This window comes from Neorhizobium sp. S3-V5DH (genome assembly GCF_004343065.1).
Taxonomy (GTDB): domain Bacteria; phylum Pseudomonadota; class Alphaproteobacteria; order Rhizobiales; family Rhizobiaceae; genus Neorhizobium; species Neorhizobium huautlense.
The window spans coordinates 39770-58263 of sequence record NZ_SMCL01000012.1 but is presented as its reverse complement, the minus strand read 5'-3'; the positions used below and the strand labels follow the sequence as shown (position 1 = coordinate 58263).

The 18494-nt window shown below is 61.1% G+C and carries 17 protein-coding genes; 7 read left to right on the top strand and 10 right to left on the bottom strand.

Going from position 1 to position 18494, the window contains the following annotated elements; genetic code table 11:
- Positions 1 to 52: 52 nt before the first annotated feature.
- Together EDE09_RS17175 and EDE09_RS17170 are read right to left on the bottom strand one after the other, a co-directional pair.
- Positions 53 to 916 carry a prephenate dehydratase gene (locus tag EDE09_RS17175; RefSeq protein ID WP_105373637.1) on the bottom strand — a complete coding sequence of 288 codons (864 nt, stop codon included), beginning with the start codon at positions 914 to 916 and terminating at the stop codon, positions 53 to 55.
- An 11-nt stretch (positions 917 to 927) separates the two neighbouring features.
- Positions 928 to 1686 (bottom strand): 3-deoxy-manno-octulosonate cytidylyltransferase, encoded by a 759-nt coding sequence (locus EDE09_RS17170; protein WP_112796305.1) that lies wholly within the window; start codon positions 1684 to 1686, stop codon positions 928 to 930.
- A 153-nt stretch (positions 1687 to 1839) separates the two neighbouring features.
- Between EDE09_RS17170 and EDE09_RS17165 the strand changes: the two genes are divergently transcribed.
- Positions 1840 to 2427 carry a cytochrome c family protein gene (locus EDE09_RS17165; RefSeq protein WP_105373639.1) on the top strand — a complete coding sequence of 196 codons (588 nt, stop codon included), beginning with the start codon at positions 1840 to 1842 and terminating at the stop codon, positions 2425 to 2427.
- A gap of 89 nt (positions 2428 to 2516) precedes the next feature.
- Here EDE09_RS17165 and EDE09_RS17160 read toward each other — a convergent pair whose 3' ends face one another.
- On the bottom strand, positions 2517 to 3461 hold the full coding sequence (locus tag EDE09_RS17160) for an AEC family transporter (RefSeq protein ID WP_112796307.1): 945 nt from the start codon (positions 3459 to 3461) through the stop codon (positions 2517 to 2519).
- 359 nt (positions 3462 to 3820) lie between these two features.
- Here EDE09_RS17160 and EDE09_RS17155 point away from each other — a divergent pair, with 359 nt between their 5' ends.
- Positions 3821 to 4813 (top strand): adenosine kinase, encoded by a 993-nt coding sequence (locus EDE09_RS17155; RefSeq protein ID WP_112796309.1) that lies wholly within the window; start codon positions 3821 to 3823, stop codon positions 4811 to 4813.
- Here the strand turns inward: EDE09_RS17155 and EDE09_RS17150 are convergent.
- Complete coding sequence (locus tag EDE09_RS17150; RefSeq protein WP_105374925.1) at positions 4806 to 5273, bottom strand: SH3 domain-containing protein; 468 nt, start codon at positions 5271 to 5273, stop codon at positions 4806 to 4808. The genes EDE09_RS17155 and EDE09_RS17150 overlap by 8 nt on opposite strands.
- A 229-nt stretch (positions 5274 to 5502) precedes the next feature.
- On the opposite strand from EDE09_RS17150, the gene EDE09_RS17145 reads away from it, so the two are divergent.
- A complete protein-coding gene (locus EDE09_RS17145) occupies positions 5503 to 6507 on the top strand; it encodes a D-glycerate dehydrogenase (RefSeq protein WP_112796315.1) in 1005 nt (334 codons plus the stop codon).
- Here EDE09_RS17145 and EDE09_RS17140 read toward each other — a convergent pair whose 3' ends face one another.
- From EDE09_RS17140 to recF, 3 genes are read right to left on the bottom strand one after another with little or no spacing between them, the layout of a single operon-like run.
- Positions 6508 to 6981, bottom strand: a complete 474-nt coding sequence (locus tag EDE09_RS17140) for a GNAT family N-acetyltransferase (protein ID WP_112796471.1) — start codon at positions 6979 to 6981, stop codon at positions 6508 to 6510.
- A gap of 11 nt (positions 6982 to 6992) precedes the next feature.
- On the bottom strand, positions 6993 to 7763 hold the full coding sequence (locus EDE09_RS17135; RefSeq protein ID WP_105374909.1) for a molybdopterin-synthase adenylyltransferase MoeB: 771 nt from the start codon (positions 7761 to 7763) through the stop codon (positions 6993 to 6995).
- Between the two features lie 36 nt (positions 7764 to 7799).
- The gene (recF, locus tag EDE09_RS17130; RefSeq protein WP_105374910.1) at positions 7800 to 8924 is read right to left on the bottom strand and encodes a DNA replication/repair protein RecF; all 1125 of its coding nucleotides are present in this window, start codon (positions 8922 to 8924) and stop codon (positions 7800 to 7802) included.
- Between the two features lie 716 nt (positions 8925 to 9640).
- Between recF and EDE09_RS17125 the strand changes: the two genes are divergently transcribed.
- The 4 genes from EDE09_RS17125 (at position 9641) to EDE09_RS17110 (ending at position 12634) form a co-directional block, all read left to right on the top strand.
- Positions 9641 to 11140 (top strand): globin-coupled sensor protein, encoded by a 1500-nt coding sequence (locus tag EDE09_RS17125; RefSeq protein ID WP_112796473.1) that lies wholly within the window; start codon positions 9641 to 9643, stop codon positions 11138 to 11140.
- 60 nt (positions 11141 to 11200) lie between these two features.
- A complete protein-coding gene (locus EDE09_RS17120; RefSeq protein ID WP_112796317.1) occupies positions 11201 to 11734 on the top strand; it encodes a cupin domain-containing protein in 534 nt (177 codons plus the stop codon).
- Positions 11727 to 11933 (top strand): SlyX family protein, encoded by a 207-nt coding sequence (locus tag EDE09_RS17115; RefSeq protein WP_112796319.1) that lies wholly within the window; start codon positions 11727 to 11729, stop codon positions 11931 to 11933. The genes EDE09_RS17120 and EDE09_RS17115 overlap by 8 nt, the downstream gene beginning before the upstream one ends.
- Before the next feature lie 119 nt (positions 11934 to 12052).
- The gene (locus EDE09_RS17110) at positions 12053 to 12634 is read left to right on the top strand and encodes a threonine transporter RhtB (protein WP_112796321.1); all 582 of its coding nucleotides are present in this window, start codon (positions 12053 to 12055) and stop codon (positions 12632 to 12634) included.
- 55 nt (positions 12635 to 12689) lie between these two features.
- On the opposite strand, the gene dnaJ is transcribed toward EDE09_RS17110, so the two are convergent.
- The 3 genes from dnaJ to EDE09_RS17095 form a co-directional block, all read right to left on the bottom strand.
- Positions 12690 to 13826, bottom strand: coding sequence for a molecular chaperone DnaJ (dnaJ, locus tag EDE09_RS17105; protein ID WP_105374928.1), 1137 nt, complete (start codon positions 13824 to 13826; stop codon positions 12690 to 12692).
- Between the two features lie 96 nt (positions 13827 to 13922).
- The gene (dnaK, locus tag EDE09_RS17100; protein ID WP_105374914.1) at positions 13923 to 15824 is read right to left on the bottom strand and encodes a molecular chaperone DnaK; all 1902 of its coding nucleotides are present in this window, start codon (positions 15822 to 15824) and stop codon (positions 13923 to 13925) included.
- A gap of 194 nt (positions 15825 to 16018) precedes the next feature.
- Positions 16019 to 18412, bottom strand: coding sequence for a transglycosylase domain-containing protein (locus EDE09_RS17095; protein WP_105374915.1), 2394 nt, complete (start codon positions 18410 to 18412; stop codon positions 16019 to 16021).
- Positions 18413 to 18494 lie beyond the last annotated feature (82 nt).

Genomic DNA, 18494 nt, shown 5'->3' with positions numbered 1-18494 from the left:
AACCGGTCGGGGGCAGCGGGCCGACCTGCTGCCCCGTCTTCTTCTGCCTGCGTTATTCCCTATTCAAAGTTCCCCGCATGGGGTGACCCTTGTAAGTGCCGAGAATGCGTACCTTTTCCGAGAAGAATCGCAGCTCTTCCAGAGCCCGGCGCACCGGCGGGTCGTCCGGGTGGCCTTCGATATCCGCGTAAAACTGGGTCGCCACGAACTTGCCGCCGAGCTGGTAGCTTTCGAGCTTGGTCATGTTGATGCCGTTGGTCGCAAAGCCGCCCATTGCCTTGTAGAGCGAGGCCGGAATGTTGCGGACATTGAACACGAACGTGGTGACGATGATTTCCGACGGATCGTTGCGCTGGACCCATTTTTCGTCGCGCGACAGCACGACGAAACGAGTCACGTTGTTTTCCGTGTCCTCGACATTTTCCGCTATGATCTCAAGGCCGTAAAGGTCGGCTGCAAGCCGGGGGGCAAGCGCCGCCATGGTGCGGTCGCCCTTTTCGGACACCAGCTTCGCGGCACCGGCGGTGTCGCCCGCAACCACTGCCTTCCAGCCGTTCGCCCGGATGATCTTGCGGCATTGGCCGAGCGCGTGAATATGGCTGTGAACGGTGCGGATTTCCTCCCGCTTCACGCCGGGCAGCACCATCAGCTGGAAGCGGATCGGCATGAAATATTCGCCGACGATATGAAGCCGGGATTCTGGCAGCAGATAATGGATGTCGGCGACGCGTCCCGCGATCGTATTCTCGATCGGGATCATCGCAAGATCGGCTTCCCCGTTTTCGAGCGCCTGGAAGGCGTCCTCGAAGGTCGGGCAGGGAAGCGGCTCCATGGCCGGGAACATATCCCGGCAGGCCATGTCCGAATTGGCGCCGTTGTCGCCCTGGAAGGCGATGCGATTGGTGACTGCGTTCATTGGGTTATCCGTCAGGAGGCGGCGCGTGCCGAGAGGATCGCCCGCGCCTTTTCAAGGTCGGCCGGAGTATCGACACCGAGAGGGACCGAGTCAACGATCTCGACATCGATCCGCATGCCGGCTTCAAGGGCACGCAATTGCTCGAGCGATTCACGCTTTTCGAGCACCGAAGGACCGAGAGATACAAACTTCGCGAGTGCCGCACGGCGATAGGCGTAGAGCCCGATGTGATGGTAAAGCGGCCCATTGCCATAAGGCGCCGTGGCGCGGGTAAAGTAGAGCGCCCTCAGTCGGGTTTCCGACAACGGCGACCCAACGACTTTTACGACACTGGGATTGGTCTTTTCATGCTCCTCGGTGATTTCCACGGTGAGCGTTGCAATATCGGTCGAGGGATTGTCGAGGGGACGAAGCGAAGCGCGCACCGCTTCGGGCTCTATCGTCGGCAGATCACCCTGGACATTGATGATGAAATCCATTTCGGCATTCGGGTCGGCTTTTTGTACGGCCTCGAAAATGCGGTCCGAGCCGGATTGATGGTCTTGGCGGGTCCTGACGACTTCAAAGCCGGCGGCTGCCACCACATCGTAAACCGTCTGGTCGTCCACTGCGACGATGATTCGCCCCGCTTCGGCTTCCTGGGCGCGTTTTGCAACCTGCACGATCATTGGCAGGCCCGCAATATCAGCCAGAGGTTTGCCCGGCAGCCGCGTGGAGGCCATGCGCGCCGGGATGAGAACCAGCGTCCGGTCAAAAGCCGAGTTCTTCATGGGGGATACCCTTCTATTCCCGGTGAAACAGTGTCAAAAAGTCTCAAGCGCGGGACGATTATCGTGTTGCAACAATGATGCAAAAGACATAGGTTCCGCGCAATTTCAAGATGGCCCGCCTTGTGACAGGCGGTTGCAAAGGAGCGGTTGCGGATGAACCCCTACGTAAACATGGCGGCAGGCGCCCTGCTTGCAACGGTCTTCGTCATGATGTCGGTGTCGATTGCCTCGGAAGGGATATTCCACGCGCCGGAACCTGAGAAGGAAGGCTTTGCTATCGTCGCGGCTGAAGAACCTGCCGCTGGCGAAGGTGGCGGCGAAGCTGCTCCGGCTGCCGTTCCGGTTGGTCAGCTTATGGCCAAGGCCGATGCTGCCGCCGGCGCTGCTGTTTTCAAGAAGTGTCAGAGCTGTCATGCGGTTGAAAAGGGCGGGGCGAACAAGGTCGGGCCTGGCCTTTGGGGCGTTGTCGATCGCCCGATCGCTTCGCATGAAGGCTTCGCCTATTCCGCCGCCATGAAGGATTTCTCCAAGGGCGGTGCCGAGAAGTGGACTTTCGAGCACCTCAATCACTTCCTTGCTGCTCCCAAGGCTTACGTGAAGGGTACGGCTATGGGCTTTGCCGGCATCAAGAACGACACCGAGCGCGCCAACTTGCTCGCCTATCTGCGTGAACAGTCCGACAGCCCGGCGCCGCTTCCGGATCCGAATGCCGCTCCGGCTGCTCCTCCCGCCACCAACTGATCGGTGCAGACGAACTCCATTCGAAAATGCCCGGCTTGATCAGCCGGGCATTTTTTGTTTCCGGTGCGAGTTCGATTCCTTAACGATGCTTAGCTCAGCAGCCAGGCCCAGAAGCTGACGGTAACGACTCCAAAGGCTGTGGTGATGCTGATGACCGAGGCTGCCAGCCCGTGGCCCGAGCGGAAGCGCTGCGCGATCAGCCAGGCATTGATCCCGGTCGGCACCGAAGAGGTCAGCACCAGGGCGGCCGCCCAGTCATGCGGCAGGGCAAGCAGATAGCTCATCAGGAAGACGAGCGCCGGCAGCAGGAGCAGTTTCAGGATGGCCGCTGTTCCCGAAAGCCCGATATCGCCGCGGATCGGATATTGCGTCAGCGCCATGCCGATCGAAATCAACGCCACGGGCGCAGCTGCCGCCGAGAGATGATCGATGACCATTGCGATCGCGACCGGCAGATGCAGGTCGAGGAAGTTGAAGCTCACCCCGACCACCAGCGCCAGCACAAGCGGGTTGCGGGCGAGATTGGAGCCGACCTGTTTGAGAATTTCGGCAACGGAGCGTTTTTTCCCTCCATCGACTTTCGAGACTGCCCCTTCCATCAGGATCGTGCCGACCACCATCATCAGCGGCAGGTGGATCGCGAGCAGAATAGAGATCGCCACCAGCCCGTCCTTGCCGACGATATTGGCGACCAGCGGCAGGCCGATGAAGACATTGTTGGCAAACGAGGCGGACATGCCCGTAATGACGCCGACTTTGGCGTCGCGGCGGAAAAGCCGCGTGGCGAGAAGGTGGCCGACGGTCCAGGTGCCTGCAACGCCGAGGAAATAGGCCGCCCACAGCCGGAACGGAGAAACGCCTTCGAAATGCGCGTCCGCAAGCGTCCGGAAGATCAGCATCGGCACCGCGATCTTGAACACGAACTCACCGAGCGCGTCGCCGGTTTCCTGCTTCAAAATGCCGGTCTTGGCAGTCACCCAGCCGATCAGGATCAGGATGAAGACGGGCACGACATTCAGAAAGACGGAGGACAAGGCAGCATGGCTTTCGCAGAGGTTTCCTACGCTCTAGCGTATATGGGCAGCTGCGACAAATGCGTTTCCGGCAGAGGAGCCCTTGCTGGTCGAGACGTTATCGCAGGGCAAAAACAAAAAAGCGGGGCAATACCCCGCTTTCCCTCCTGGTCTCGTCCAGGCTCCGGAATGTCTGCCGCCAGTTCATCCGTGGTCGGCCACACAATCGGATGGCTATTTCTATAGCCTTCAATCGTGACAGCGACATGACGCAGATCAAAGTCCCGTTTTTATAAGGGCTGCGACTGTTTCTTCTTCCAATCGCCTGAAAAGCCGACTACCGCTTTCCGCGCAAAATCTGCAAGAAGGACCAAGACCGTATGCCCAAGTTCGACGTGCTGACCATCGGTAATGCCATCGTTGATATCCTCGCCCGCTGTGAAGACAGTTTCCTGAGCGAGAATTCGATCATCAAGGGGGCTATGAACCTGATCGATGCCGAACGGGCCGAACTTCTTTATTCGAAGATGGGTCCGGCGGTCGAGGCTTCGGGCGGGTCGGCTGGTAACACGGCGGCTGGCATTGCAGGGTTCGGTGGCAAGGCAGCCTATTTCGGCAAGGTCGCGGAAGACCAGCTCGGCCATATCTTCCAGCACGATATCCGCGCTCAGGGAGTCTATTACCAGACGACGCCGGAGGGTACCAATCCGCCGACGGCTCGTTCGATGATCTTCGTCACGCCGGATGGCGAGCGCTCGATGAATACCTATCTCGGCGCCTGTGTTGACCTCGGCCCTGAACATGTCGAAGCCGATGTCGTCGCCGAAGCGAAGGTGACCTATTTTGAAGGATATCTTTGGGATCCGCCGCGGGCCAAGGAAGCGATTCGCGAAGCCGCAAGGATTGCTCACGCAAATGGCCGGGAAGTCTCCATGACGCTTTCGGATCCGTTCTGCGTCGGCCGTTATCGCGCGGAGTTCCTCGATCTCATGCGTTCCGGCACGGTCGACATCGTCTTCGCCAACAAACAGGAAGCGCTCTCGCTCTACGAGACCGAAGACTTCGAACTGGCGCTGGAAAACATCGCCCGCGACTGCAAGCTCGCGGCTGTGACGCTTAGTGAAGAAGGCGCGATCATCGTTCGCGATGATGAACGGGTGAAGGTCTCGGCCTATCCGATCAGGGAACTGGTCGATACGACCGGAGCGGGCGATCTCTTCGCCGCCGGCTTCCTGTTCGGTTACACCCAGGGCCGTTCGCTGGAACTTTGCGGCAAGCTCGGCTGCCTTGCAGCTGCAATCTGCATCCAGCAGATCGGTCCGCGGCCGATGGCGTCGCTCTTGGAGGCGGCCCGGAAGGAAGGCCTTATTTGAAGGCTTCGCCCGGGTAGGCGCCCCAGATCTCGGCTTGGGGAACCCAGCCTTCGGTGCCGTTGGCTTCCGCGCGGCACCAATCGCCGTTGCATTCCTCCACCTTCAGAAAGACGCCGGGTTCCAGCTTGGCGATGATGGCGGCGCTGCTCTGCGGATCCCGGCGCATGTTCACGTAGATGTCCTTGCCCTTGCCGCGCATCCAGGGGGCTGCGACTGCCGTGCGGTCTCCGGATAGCAATGCCTGATTGACCCAGCCTTCGGTGCCCTCAGCATCGCGGACGCGCCGCCAGTTTTCGTATTCCTGGATGATTTCCATGGGTGTGCCGGACTTCATGTACATCCAGGAGACGGCGTAGTCGGTGCTTGGACCGATTCGGATATTCACCTTTTTGGACTTCAGGCTGACGAAACGCGGCAGCGGCAGCCCGCTCGGCCCCTTCGCGCCTTGGGCGTAAGCCATGGCCGAAGCGGAGAGACAGGTGACGAAAGCGAGGATGAAAACGGCAAAGGAACGAAGAATAACGCGACGCATGGGTGTGGTTCCGGCTGAAGGACCATGAGGCGCCACGCAGACCGTGCGAGGTTTTGTTTGTCTTCGCCAACGGGTCTGGTAGAAAACGCCCTGGATGAACCCGAATATCGCGCGACTTGGTTAAGGACCTCCTAAAAGGAGCCAGACAGAGAGCTGCATGACGGCGAAGAAGAAACCCACGGTCTATATTACCCGCAAGCTGCCGGACGCGGTGGAAACCCGCATGCGCGAGCTATTCGAAGCCGAGCTCAATACCGACGACGCCCCGCGCTCCCGCGATGAGATCGTGGCCGCGATGAGGACAGCCGATGTGCTGGTGCCGACGGTGACGGATCGAATCGATGAGGCGCTGATCGAGGAAGCCAGTCCGCAGCTGAAGCTGATCGCCAGTTTTTCGAACGGCATCGACCATATCGACGTCGATGCCGCAGCGAAGAAGGGCATCACCGTTACTAACACGCCGAACGTCCTGACGGAAGATACCGCCGACATGACCATGGCGCTGATCCTTGCGGTCAATCGCCGGCTGGTGGAGGGTTCGCGCATCCTGACCGACAAGCCCGGCGACTGGGGCGGCTGGAGCCCGACCTGGATGCTGGGGCGGCGGATATGGGGCAAGCGTATCGGCATCGTCGGCATGGGCCGGATCGGAACTGCTGTGGCCCGCCGGGCCAAAGCCTTTGGCCTGTCCATCCACTACCACAACCGCAAGCGAGTAAACCCGGCGACGGAGGAAGAGCTGGAGGCAACCTATTGGGACAGCCTCGACCAGATGCTTGCCCGGGTCGATATCGTCTCGGTCAACTGCCCCTCGACGCCGGCGACCTTTCACCTGCTCTCGGCCCGCCGGCTGGCGCTGATGCAGCCGAGCGCGATTATCGTCAATACCGCCCGCGGCGACATCATAGACGAAGCGGCGATGATCCAGCTGCTGCGCGACAACAAGATCTATGGCGCCGGTCTCGACGTCTACCAGAACGAACCTGCGGTGAACCCGAAACTCGTCAAGCTCGCCAACCAGGGCAAGGTGGTGCTGCTGCCGCATATGGGTTCGGCGACGCTCGAAGGGCGGATCGACATGGGCGACAAGGTGATCATCAACATCCGTGCCTTCTTTGACGGGCACCGGCCACCGAACCGGGTGCTCCCCGGCCGCAACTGATCAGGCAAGCCGCTTCCGCATTTCGATCGACGTCACCCGGCTATAACCGGAATGGGAGTTTTCGGCGGTCTTTTCGAATCCCCATTTCGAGAAGGCCAGATGGTTGCCGGTGAGTTCGATCCGGGTCTCAAGCCGCAACGCCGACAGACCGTTCTTTCTGGCAATTTCCTCTGCGACAGCCAGCAGCCGTCGGCCAAGCCCTTTCCGTTGATGGCTGGGCGCAATGGCGAGTTTACCGACATAAAGCGAACTCGGCTCGATCTTGCAAAAGACGCAGCCGACGAGCTTTCCGTCTTCGATGGCCGCAAAGCCGATCTCCTCCCGGGCCTTCTGCGCCAAGGACGCCAACGTCAGCCGGTGGGCGGAGGAGGGCGGGTCGATGACCTCATCCATATAGGCAAAGGAGGATAGGATAAGCGCAAGCAGCTCGTCCCACCGGCCGAAGTCCTCGCTAATCGGGACAATCGTGATCATTTCAGACGTCATCATTCGGCAGCAGCTCTTGCCGCGCGGCGCTTGTATTTGATCACGTCGAAGCGCGCCGAAAGCGCATCGTAGAGCATCAGGCGACCGATCAGCGGCTCGCCTATGCCGGCGATGAGCTTGATCGCTTCCATCGCCATCAGCGTGCCGATGACGCCGGTCAGCGTTCCAAGCACGCCCGTTTCTGCACAAGAGGGGATCAGGCCTTCCGGCGGCTTTTCCGGGAAGAGGTCCCTATAGGTCGGGTTAAGCGATCCGTCCGGCCCAGCCTCGTAAGGCTTGAGCACCGTCAGCGAGCCGTCGAAGCGGCCAACCGCACCGGTGACAAGAGGAATCTTTTCCAACTCGGCGGCGTCGGCGGCGGCATAACGGGTGTCGAAATTGTCGGAGCCGTCGATCAACAGGCTGAAGCCCAACAGGTGCCGGGCCGCCCATTCCATCGAAAATCGCTCTTCGAAATCCACGATCCGGACATGCGGGTTGAGCCGCGCGAGCGTCTGCCGGGCACTTCTGGTCTTCATCTCCCCGACCGTGCCGGTGTCGTGAATGACCTGCCGCTGCAGGTTGGAGAGTGAAACGCGATCATCATCGATGATGCCCAGCGTACCGACCCCCGCCGCGGCGAGATATTCCAGAATGGGCGCGCCAAGGCCCCCGGCTCCGATCACCAGCACGCGGGAACTCTTGAGTTTCTGCTGCCCCGTGCCGCCAATCTCCGGCAGCAGGATGTGTCGGCGGTAACGTTCGATTTCTTCAGGCGTCAAGCTGTCCATGGCAATATCATAACATCGCCGGCCGATCCGTGTAACTCAGGATGTGACTGCGCCATGCGTGACCGTAAAGAATTGCGCGCGGTCGGAGAGGGCCGAAAACATGCTCCGGTCCGTGCCGGTCATGAAGGCCTGGCCGCCCAGACCGTGAACCAGATCGAACAAGGCGGCGCGGCGGCCTTCGTCGAGATGGGCGGCGATCTCGTCGAGAAGCAGGACAGGCGCATAGCCCGTCATATCGGCGGTCAGCCGCGCATGCGCAAGCACGAGGCCGATCAGCAGAGCCTTCTGTTCGCCGGTCGAGCAACGCTCGGCCTCCATGTCTTTCTCCCTATGCCTGACCAGCAGATCGGATCGATGCGGGCCGTCCAGCGTCCGGCCGGCGGCGGCGTCGCGTCCGCGGTTGATCCGCAGCATCTCCAGATATTCTTCCTCCAGTTCGGCCGCAGGGCGATCGGGGGATCCGTCCATAAAACCCTCAAGAGCCAGAACCGGAGTGGGAAATGGAGTTTCGCCGGATCCGGCCGAGAGGGTTCGCAAAAGGCCCAGCATTTCCTGCCGGGCGGCGGCCATGGCAATGCCCAGACCCGCCATCTGCGTCTCGATTCCCGAAAGCCAGGCAGGATCGAAACGGCCTTCGGACAGCAGGCGGTTGCGGCTGCGCATGGCGCGTTCGAAATCGCTTGCCCGGCGGCCGTGCGCGGGGTCCAGAGACAATACGAGCCGGTCGAGAAATCGTCTGCGATCGGCAGAAGGACCGGTAAAGAGGCCGTCCATTGCAGGCGTCAGCCAGAGGACGCTCAAATGATCGGAAAGCTCCTCCGTCGATTTCGCCGGCGTCCCGTTGATCCGGACCTTGCGGGTCACGCTCTCGCCATCTGCGGTCTCGATGCCGGTGCCGATCGCGACTTCACCTTCCATGCCCTCGACCGCCGCGAAGATGGCAAAGCCGCCGGATGCTCCGACGCGGCTGACATCGGTAAGCACGGCGCGTCGCAAACCGCGTCCCGGAGAGAGAAAGGAGACCGCTTCCAGAAGATTGGTCTTGCCGGCGCCATTCTCGCCCGTCAGCACCACATGCCTACCGTCAAGGGTCAGCGATACGTCCGCGTAATTGCGGAAGTCGGTGAGCTTGAGCCGGGAGAGGAAAGTTTTCTGAGCCATCGGAATTCTTGTTCGTCGTCGCACAGGAGCTAAGGGCTCGGGCGAAGGAAGGCAAGCGTTCGCCTTCACGCGACAGCCTTTGCCCGTGTTTTGGAGAGCCCACACGAATGCGGAACCTCATTGGAATTGTAGAGTGTGGCTCCGCATTCGCGTGGCCTTCGGCGTTCTCTCGGGGTGTCCAGCCCCTACAGGTGATCATCTCGCCTCGCTGCGTGGTCTTGTTCTCGCTCGTCCTTTCGGGACAGGCTCACCACTTGCACGGCTCAACCGAACCTGGCCCGGCGGCCAGGGGGAGGCTTGATAGGAATGTTCGTCTTGTCGACCAACACTCCATGGCTTTCACCTCTTCCACCATCGCCGCACGTTACGGATCCGATGGAAGCGCCGGCTTCCGCCTGCCCGCGAACGTCTCGCGAAACACTCCGGCGACGGAAGCGGGACAATTGTAGGCACCAAACGGAAGAGGGGGGAAACGAGACAGGTTAAGATGTTGATGTTGCTAACAAAGCGGCGGTTTTTATTCCCCTTCTGCCGGAGATCCCCCGTGGATCAGCAACGGCCGCTTCCAGAGAATCATGCGTTTCTGCAGGCAATCCTAATTTATGAATGCCAAAAATTGAGGGGCTATGGCTAACAAACCGTTAAATCACGGCGGCACACTAATATTCAACAAATCACTCTCAGTTAAAGCGAGTATTATCGCTGTTGGAGCAATGATGAACGAATCCCGCCAAAAAAACGACTTGATGGAGCGCCTTGACTTCGCGGGGCTTGGCGAACAGCAGCGCCGCACTCTCGCAACTCTTCAACCGCTCATCAAGCAAACGGTTGGAGCAGCGCTCGACGCCTTCTACGGCAAGGTCAAAGCCAATTCCCACACCGCAAAATTCTTCTCCAATGACAGCCACATCGCGCATGCCAAAAGTCGTCAGGCCGCCCATTGGGACGTGATCGCCTCCGGCAAGTACGACGCAGAATATGTGGGCGCCGTCTCCGCGATCGGTCGGGTCCATGCGCGCCTCGGGCTCGAGCCGCGCTGGTATATCGGCGGCTACGCCATGGTGCTGGACGGACTTCTCCGCGCGGTGGTCAAGGAGGAAATGAAAGGTTTTTTCCAGGAGAAAAAGGCCAAGGCTCTATCCGAGAACCTGACCGCTATCGTCAAGGCGGCTCTGATCGATATGGACTACAGCATCTCCGTTTATCTCGAGGCACTGAACGAAGAGCGGGAGCGGGCAGAGGCCGAGCGGGCAAAGGCCAAGTCGGAGCAGGACGCGGCCCTCGGAGCATTGGATGCAGCGCTCAAAAAGCTGGCGCAGGGCGACCTGACGTCGGAGCTTTGGCAGGAACTGGCCCCAAGCTTTGCCGGTTTGAAGCAGAACTACAACTCCTCGGTATCCGAACTTGATGCAGCCATGCGGGAGATCAACTCCTCGGTTGAGCAGGTGCGGGCCGAGGTAGCCGGCATTTCCGACGCCTCGGACAATATGGCGACCCGTTCCGAGCAGCAGGCAGCGGCGCTGGAGCAGACCGCTGCGGCGCTGGAGGAAATCACCACAAGCGCAGCCCAGGCGGCGCGGCGCACTCGCGAGGTTCAGGCAATCGTGAGGGAATCGGCTACCGAGACCGAGCGATCCGGCCAAGTGGTTGAACAGGCGGTTGCCGCCATGGGAGAGATCGAGCAGTCCTCCCAGAAAATGACCCAGATCATCGGCGTGATCGATGAGATTGCATTCCAGACCAACCTGCTGGCACTGAACGCCGGTGTGGAGGCTGCCCGTGCCGGCGAACAGGGCAAGGGTTTCGCTGTCGTCGCGCAGGAAGTGCGTGAGCTTGCACAGCGATCCGCAGCCGCCGCAAAGGAAATCAAGGAACTGATCGACCAGTCCTCCTCGGACGTGCACCGCGGCGTCGACCTCGTCCACAAGACCGGCGAAGCGCTGGTGGGGATCGGTTCGAGAGTGAAGTCGATAGACGAACACATCAATTCCATCGCCCAGTCATCTCAGGAACAGGCTTCCGGCATCGACGAAATCAACTCCGCGGTGCGCAATATGGATCAGATCACCCAGCAGAATGCTGCGCTGATGGAAGAGACGAATGCATCAACCCAAAACCTTGTCGGCATCAGCGGCCGGCTGGCTTCCCTGATCGCTCGCTTCCAGATTAAGAACGATCATGAGCATACGGCTGGCCGGCCGCGGCTGCGGGCTTAACCGATAGACCTGAGCCTCACACTTGGTTAGTGTCGCGCGGTTTCGAGAGGAGACCGCGCGATGACCAAAGAGGAACGCCCTTCCTGCATCGTTCACTGGACTGAGATCGAAGGCCCCGACAACAAGCGCTACAAGGGCGACGACGAGCTTATGGCAATCGGCGCACCGTTGGCGCGGCATCTGGGGTTGACGCGCATCGGCATCCATCATCTTCGCGTGCTTCCTGGCCGCCGCACCTCCTTTCCGCATGCCGAAAGCCTCGAAGAAGAGTTCGTTTATGTGCTCGCAGGTACGCCGGAAGTCTGGCTGGATGGAGAAGTGCACCGGCTCAAACCTGGCGATTCGGTCGGTTTTCCTGCCGGTACGGGCCTTGCCCATACCTTCATCAACAACTCGGACCAAGAGGCCGAGCTGCTGGTGATCGGTGAGGCAAACAAGGACGAGAATCGCATCTTCTATCCCAAGAACCCGGAGCGGCGCGCGATGCGGTCCGACTGGTGGGACGACGCGCCGGAGCGCCCGCTCGGGGCTCATGACGGAATGCCCGATGCCGTAAGGGCCTGGAAAGCAACAAAGGGATCTTCGAGTGAGTGACGACGAAAGGCTGGTCAGGCTGGAGGAGCTTGCCGCGCATCAGACCAAGGTGATCGAGGAACTGTCCGACCAGCTTGCCGAGCAATGGAAAGTCATCGAGCAGACGAGAGCCAAGCTCGATCGGCTGACGGAGCGCTTCCTTTCGCTTGAAGAATCGTCGCTCGAGGCGCCGCCTATCACCAGGCCGCCGCACTACTGAGGATCGGGCCGCCGAGCACGACGCATTCGGGCTGGTCGTTGCAGCTGGATTGATCAACGTCAATTGAGATGGCGGAAAAGCTGGTAGAGCAAAAGCACCACCATTTCACCAGGTAGATCATGACCCTCCTGCAGTTCACCGTCGCCATCCTGCTGCTCCTCTGCACGCCCGGGCCGACGAATACATTGATGGCGCTTGGCGGCTATTTGCGGGGCTGGGCCAGGGCTTTGCCGCTCACGGCAGGCGAACTCGGCGGGTATCTCACCGTCATCATTCCGGTCTCGACCGTCGCCGCCCCGTTCTTCACCGCCTATCCCGCAGCTTTGCTTTTTGCCAAAGCGGCCGCCGGCATCTGGGTTCTCTTCCTGAGCTACAGGCTGTGGAATTCGGAGAGGACGATCGGAGATGCAGGCGAGATTTCTCTGGGGCAGGTCTTCGTCACGACACTGCTGAACCCCAAGGCGGTGATCATCGCGCTCGTCATCATGCCGCACGGCGGCCTCCTGGAGCTTCTGCCCTGGCTTGGGCTGTTCGCCGCTCTGGTGCTGCTGGCCGCCAATGGCTGGATCCTGTTCGGCAGCGTGATCGGGCGTACCGAAAGGTTCGAGATCAAGCCGGTTCTCGTGCGTCGCGTGGCGGCGGCCTGCCTTGTCGTTTTCGCGATGATCCTTACCTCATCCTCCATCCAGTCGCTCGCATAAAAAACGCCGACCCTTCCGGATCGGCGTTCCTGAGTTCCAATATTGAGCGCGAGGCTCAGTTGTCGAAGAATTCCTTCATCCGGGCAAAGAAGCCGGTCGATTCCGGATTATTCTCCTTGGAGGAAATCTGCTCGAATTCCTGCAGCAGTTCGCGCTGCCGCTTGGTGAGCTTCTGCGGCGTCTCGATCTGGATCTGGATATAGAGGTCGCCCGTCTGCGATGATCTGAGCACCGGCATACCCTTGCCTTTCAGGCGGAACTGCTTTCCCGGCTGGGTGCCTTCCGGCACGGTGACGCGGGATTTCGTTCCGTCGAGCGTGGCAACATCGAAAGTGCCGCCGAGCGCTGCCGTCGTCATCGAGATCGGCACGGCGCAATAAAGGTCGGCGCCATCGCGCTGGAAGAACTGGTGCGGCTGAACCGAGAGGAAGATGTAAAGGTCTCCCGCAGGTCCGCCGCGTGCACCGGCCTCGCCTTCGCCCTGCAGGCGTATGCGGGTGCCGTCCTCGATGCCGGCCGGAATGTTGACCGACAGCGAGCGTTCTTCTGTGACGCGGCCCTGGCCGTGGCACTTGGTGCAGGGATCGGTGATGGTCTGGCCGCGGCCGTGGCAGGTCGGGCAGGTGCGTTCGACGGAGAAGAAGCCCTGGCTCGCCCGCACGCGGCCGGAGCCTTGGCAGGTGGCACAGGTTTTCGGCTGCGTGCCGGGTTTCGCGCCCGAACCGGAGCAGAGGTCGCAGGTGATCGAGGTTGGAACCCGGATCTGCGCCGTCTTGCCAGCATAGGCTTCTTCAAGCGTGATTTCCATATTGTAGCGAAGATCGGCGCCGCGTTCGCGACCGCCGGACGATCGCCGCGCACGCCCGCCACCCATCATTTCGCCGAAGATGTCTTCGAAGATGTCGGAGAAGCCGCCGGCCGAGGAGAAACCGCCGCCGCCGAAGCCGCCACCGCCCATTCCGCCCTGTTCGAAGGCGGCATGGCCGTAACGATCATAGGCCGCGCGCTTCTGGGGATCCTTCAAGGTCTCGTAGGCCTCGTTGAGCTCCTTGAACTTCTTTTCGGCTTCCGCGTCGCCGGGATTCTTGTCGGGATGATATTTCATGGCGAGCTTACGGAAGGCGCTTTTCAGCTCCTTCTCGTCAGCCGATTTGCCGACACCCAGCGTTTCGTAAAAGTCTGCTTTTGCCATGGAGGTAACCGGCTCCGGAAAGGATTCCGGCTGCACAAGGGCAGCCGGATACGCTGTCAACTATGGTCGAGGCATTGCCATCAGGCAACGTTACGATCAAGCCGACTTCTTGTCGTCCTTGACTTCCTCGTAGTCGGCATCGACGACATCGTCGTCCTTGCCGCCTTCGGAGGCGCCGCCTTCCGCCTGCTGGGCCTCATAGATGGCCTGGCCAAGCTTCATGGAGACTTCCATCAGGGTCTGCGTCTTCGCCTGGATGTCGTCGGCATCCGGTTCCGCGGCCTCGACGGCGGTCTTCAGAGAAGCGATCGCGTCCTCGATCGCCTTGCGGTCGGTCTCGGAAACCTTGTCGCCATACTCAGTGAGCGACTTCTCGGTCGAGTGAACAAGGCTTTCGGCCTGGTTCTTGGCTTCGACCGCTGCGCGACGCTTTTTGTCGGCTTCGGCATTGGCCTCTGCGTCCTTGACCATCTTCTCGATCTCGGCGTCGGAGAGACCGCCGGAGGCCTGGATGCGGATCTGCTGTTCCTTGCCGGTGCCCTTGTCCTTGGCCGAAACCTGCACGATGCCGTTGGCGTCGATGTCGAAGGTGACTTCGATCTGCGGCATGCCGCGCGGTGCCGGCGGCAGACCGACGAGGTCGAACTGGCCAAGCAGCTTGTTGTCGGCGGCCATTTCACGCTCGCCCTGCGACACACGGATCGTCACGGCCTGCTGGTTGTCCTCGGCAGTCGAGAAAACCTGCGACTTCTTGGTCGGGATCGTCGTGTTGCGGTCGATCAGGCGGGTGAAGACGCCACCGAGCGTTTCAATGCCGAGAGACAGCGGGGTCACGTCGAGCAGCAGCACGTCCTTGACGTCGCCCTGCAGGACGCCGCCCTGGATCGCAGCGCCCATGGCCACCACTTCATCCGGGTTGACGCCCTTGTGCGGCTCCTTGCCGAACAGCTGCTTGACGACTTCCTGGACCTTCGGCATGCGGCTCATGCCGCCGACCAGAACCACTTCGTCGATTTCGGCCGCCGAAACGCCGGCATCCTTGAGGGCTGCCTTGCAGGGTGCCACGGTGCGCTGAACGAGATCGTCGACCAGGCTTTCGAACTTGGCGCGGGTCAGCTTCATCGTCAGGTGCTTCGGACCGGACGCGTCGGCCGTGATGAACGGCAGGTTGATTTCGGTCTGCTGCGAGGATGAGAGCTCGATCTTTGCCTTTTCGGCAGCTTCCTTGAGGCGCTGCAGGGCCAGCTTGTCGTTCTTCAGGTCGATGCCGTTGTCCTTCTTGAACTCGGCTGCAAGATATTCGACGAGGCGCATGTCGAAGTCTTCACCGCCGAGGAAGGTGTCGCCGTTGGTGGACTTCACCTCGAAGACGCCGTCGCCGATTTCGAGGACGGAAATATCGAAGGTGCCGCCGCCAAGGTCGTAGACGGCAATCGTCTTGCCTTCCTTCTTGTCGAGGCCATAGGCGAGAGCGGCAGCGGTCGGCTCGTTAATGATGCGCAAGACGTCGAGACCGGCGATGCGGCCGGCATCCTTGGTGGCCTGGCGCTGGGCGTCGTTGAAGTAGGCCGGAACGGTGATGACGGCTTTTTCCACCTTTTCGCCGAGATAGGACTCAGCGGTTTCCTTCATTTTCTGAAGGATCATCGCGGAAATCTGAGCCGGGGAATAGTTCTTGCCGTGAGCCTTTACCCAGGCATCGCCGTTGTCGCCCTTGGTGATGTCGTAGGGAACGAGGCCCTTGTCCTTCTCGACGGTCGGATCTTCGTAACGACGACCGATCAGGCGCTTCACGGCGAATAGCGTATTGGTGGGGTTGGTGACTGCCTGGCGCTTGGCCGGCTGGCCGACGAGGCGCTCGCCATCATCGGTGAATGCGACCATGGATGGCGTGGTACGCGCGCCTTCAGCGTTCTCGATCACCTTCGCGTCCTTGCCGTCCATGATGGCGACGCAGGAATTGGTGGTGCCGAGGTCGATGCCAATTACTTTTGCCATTTCTTCTCTCTCCTTTAAGCGAACCGTCGGAACCCCCTTCAGGCATTCCCTTGACAGTTCCTCGACTGGGATGGTTTCGCAGCATCGGCTGCGGTCATGGGGTATATAAGGACGGGTTTTTCGGACTGCAAGGCGAGAAGTCGCCCGTATCCCAGCAAATATAGGACTTTGCCATGTGCCTTTGCGAAATCGCTTTACTGTCCCATGAGGATGTCGAAAAGCGTGGTCTGCCGAGGCTGCCGCGCGGCAGCGGCGGGACCGACCTCTCCAGGCGGTACGGGACCGCGGCCGACCTCCATGGGAGGAAGGGGGGCAGGCGTATCGTAAGGGCCGCGATATTCGCGGTAATCGCGCACAGGGACATCGGCAGGCGGAACGACGTCGCCGTAGCGGTCGCGTCCGCCATAGGCTGAATCCTGTACCGGAGCACGCGGAGCCGGCGGATAGTCCGGAGGAAGCTCTTCCTGGGCGCGGCGCCCCGCGCCCGGTAGAATCCCCGAAATAATGTCGCCGATCGTCGTGGGCTCCGCATCCGGCTGGACGGCCGGCGGCGGCAGGTCGAGACCGCGCCCGGTCCCGAAGAGCGAGGTCGGCGTATAGCCCTTCATGGCCGCGGTCATATATTCCTTCCAGGCTTTGGCGGGCAGCCCGCCGCCGGTCACCTTCTTCATATAGGTGCCGTCGTCGTTGCCGAACCAGATGCCGGTCGTCATGATGCTGGTATAGCCGACGAAGAGCGCGTCACGGAACGACTGGGTGGTGCCGGACTTGCCGGCGGCCTGCCAGCCATCGAGTCTCGCCGCCTTTCCCGTGCCTTCGTTGATGACGCGGTTCATCATGCTGTTCATGGTTGCCGCGACGGGTTCGCTCAGGACGCGCGGCGGATTGGCATAATCCGCTTCGTAAAGCACCTTGCCCTCTGTATCGAGAATTCGCTTGACGATGTGCGGGGTCGCCTTGTAGCCGCCGTTCATGAAGGCGCCGTAGGCCGAGGTGAGTTCGACCAGCGACACTTCCGAGGTTCCGAGCGCGATGGACGCATTGGATTGCAGCTCGGACTCGATGCCGAGCCGGTGAGCGAGGCTGATCACATTGTCCGGCCCGACTTCCATGACCAGCTGTGCCGCGACGGTGTTGAGCGACTGGGCGAGAGCGGAGGCGAGTGTCACCTCGCCGCGGTATTTTTCGTCATAGTTTTCCGGTGTCCAGTTGCCGATCCTTACCGGCGCATCGTTGCGCACGGAATTCGGCCGCGCGCCGGCTTCCAGGGCCGCTGCATAGACGAACGGCTTGAAGGCGGAACCGGGCTGGCGTTTCGCCTTGACGGCACGGTTGAACTGGCTCGTCGCATAGTCGCGGCCGCCGACGAGCGCGCGGATGGCCCCCGTCGCGTCGACGGACACGAGGGCCGCCTGCGAGGCATTGAGCTTACCGCCTTCCTTCTTGAGGACGTCGTTCAGGGCCTTCTCGGCCGCTTGCTCGAGACGCAGGTCGACGGTCGTCTCCACGACGACATCCGTCTTCGGTTCTCCGATAAGTCCCTTAACTTCGTCGACGACCATGTCTGCCGCATAATGTTGGGCACCGGACCAATAGCTCTTGGCGTTTGCGGGCGGCTGCGACATGGCGGTCTTCAGGTCGCTGTCGGTAATGTAGCCTTCCTCCCGCATGGCGCCGAGCACGACCTGAGCTCGGGCCTCAGCGGCTTTGGGATCGCGGGCGGGCGAAAGGCGGGAGGGCGCCTTGAGCAGTCCGGCAAGCGTCGCGGCTTCGCCGAGATTGGCATCACGGGCGGATTTGTTGAAATAGCGCCGCGACGCCGCTTCCACACCATAGGCGTTCGACCCGAAAAAGACCCGGTTCAGATACATGGCCAGGATCTGGTCCTTGGTGAACTTGTGCTCCAGCCAGAAGGAGAGCAGGACCTCCTGGATCTTCCGCTCGAAGGTGCGTTCCGGCGAAAGGAACAGGTTCTTGGCAAGCTGCTGCGTGATGGTCGAGCCGCCCTGGATGGGCCGGCCGGTCAGGTTGTTGACGAGGGCGCGGGCCAGACCGAGCGGATCGACGCCGAAATGATAATAGAAGCGCCGGTCTTCGATGGCGATCACTGCCTGCGGCAGGTAAGGCGACATTTCCTCAAGCGCCAGCGCTTCGCCGCCGGTCGAGCCGCGGTTGGCGATGACCGAGCCGTCGATGGCCGTGATCTTCATGTTCGGAGGCCGGTCGGGAATGGCCCAGGTGCTGGCAGAGGGCATCTGCGCACCGTAATAAAGGACGAGGCCGCCGACGCCGATGCCTGCCCATATCCCAAGAACCAGACACCAGTAGATAAGAGTCCGCAACGGCGAGAAAAGCCCGCCTTCTCCGCGGCGGCGTGACGGCTTGTTGCGGGAGGGGCGGGCGCGTTCGGATTGCCCTGATCGGGCCCGATTTTCGGAGCGCTCCTCGCCGCTTGCCTTGGGGGAGCGCTTCGCGGTCCGACCATTGCCGACGATCCGTTCCTCAGCGTCGAGGCGTAAATCGTCGTTCTGGCGCGAGCCGTCGAAGGAAGGCTCCACGCGTTTGTCTGGTCTGCCTTTGAACCCCATAATGAGCTGGCGTACCCCCGTCACTTCGCCTGCGGAAACAGGCTCTTACCCAATTGTCTCGTCGCCCGGGCCACTGCTGGAC

Excerpts from the sequence above, each read along its gene's own strand:
- EDE09_RS17175 (WP_105373637.1), bottom strand. The coding sequence starts at position 916 with ATGAACGCAGTCACCAATCGCATCGCCTTCCAGGGCGACAACGGCGCC.
- EDE09_RS17170 (WP_112796305.1), bottom strand. The coding sequence starts at position 1,686 with ATGAAGAACTCGGCTTTTGACCGGACGCTGGTTCTCATCCCGGCGCGC.
- EDE09_RS17165 (WP_105373639.1), top strand. The coding sequence starts at position 1,840 with ATGAACCCCTACGTAAACATGGCGGCAGGCGCCCTGCTTGCAACGGTC.
- EDE09_RS17155 (WP_112796309.1), top strand. The coding sequence starts at position 3,821 with ATGCCCAAGTTCGACGTGCTGACCATCGGTAATGCCATCGTTGATATC.
- EDE09_RS17150 (WP_105374925.1), bottom strand. The coding sequence starts at position 5,273 with ATGGCTTACGCCCAAGGCGCGAAGGGGCCGAGCGGGCTGCCGCTGCCG.
- EDE09_RS17145 (WP_112796315.1), top strand. The coding sequence starts at position 5,503 with ATGACGGCGAAGAAGAAACCCACGGTCTATATTACCCGCAAGCTGCCG.
- EDE09_RS17140 (WP_112796471.1), bottom strand. The coding sequence starts at position 6,981 with ATGATCACGATTGTCCCGATTAGCGAGGACTTCGGCCGGTGGGACGAG.
- EDE09_RS17135 (WP_105374909.1), bottom strand. The coding sequence starts at position 7,763 with ATGGACAGCTTGACGCCTGAAGAAATCGAACGTTACCGCCGACACATC.
- recF (WP_105374910.1), bottom strand. The coding sequence starts at position 8,924 with ATGGCTCAGAAAACTTTCCTCTCCCGGCTCAAGCTCACCGACTTCCGC.
- EDE09_RS17125 (WP_112796473.1), top strand. The coding sequence starts at position 9,641 with ATGAACGAATCCCGCCAAAAAAACGACTTGATGGAGCGCCTTGACTTC.
- EDE09_RS17120 (WP_112796317.1), top strand. The coding sequence starts at position 11,201 with ATGACCAAAGAGGAACGCCCTTCCTGCATCGTTCACTGGACTGAGATC.
- EDE09_RS17110 (WP_112796321.1), top strand. The coding sequence starts at position 12,053 with ATGACCCTCCTGCAGTTCACCGTCGCCATCCTGCTGCTCCTCTGCACG.
- dnaJ (WP_105374928.1), bottom strand. The coding sequence starts at position 13,826 with ATGGCAAAAGCAGACTTTTACGAAACGCTGGGTGTCGGCAAATCGGCT.
- dnaK (WP_105374914.1), bottom strand. The coding sequence starts at position 15,824 with ATGGCAAAAGTAATTGGCATCGACCTCGGCACCACCAATTCCTGCGTC.
- EDE09_RS17095 (WP_105374915.1), bottom strand. The coding sequence starts at position 18,412 with ATGGGGTTCAAAGGCAGACCAGACAAACGCGTGGAGCCTTCCTTCGAC.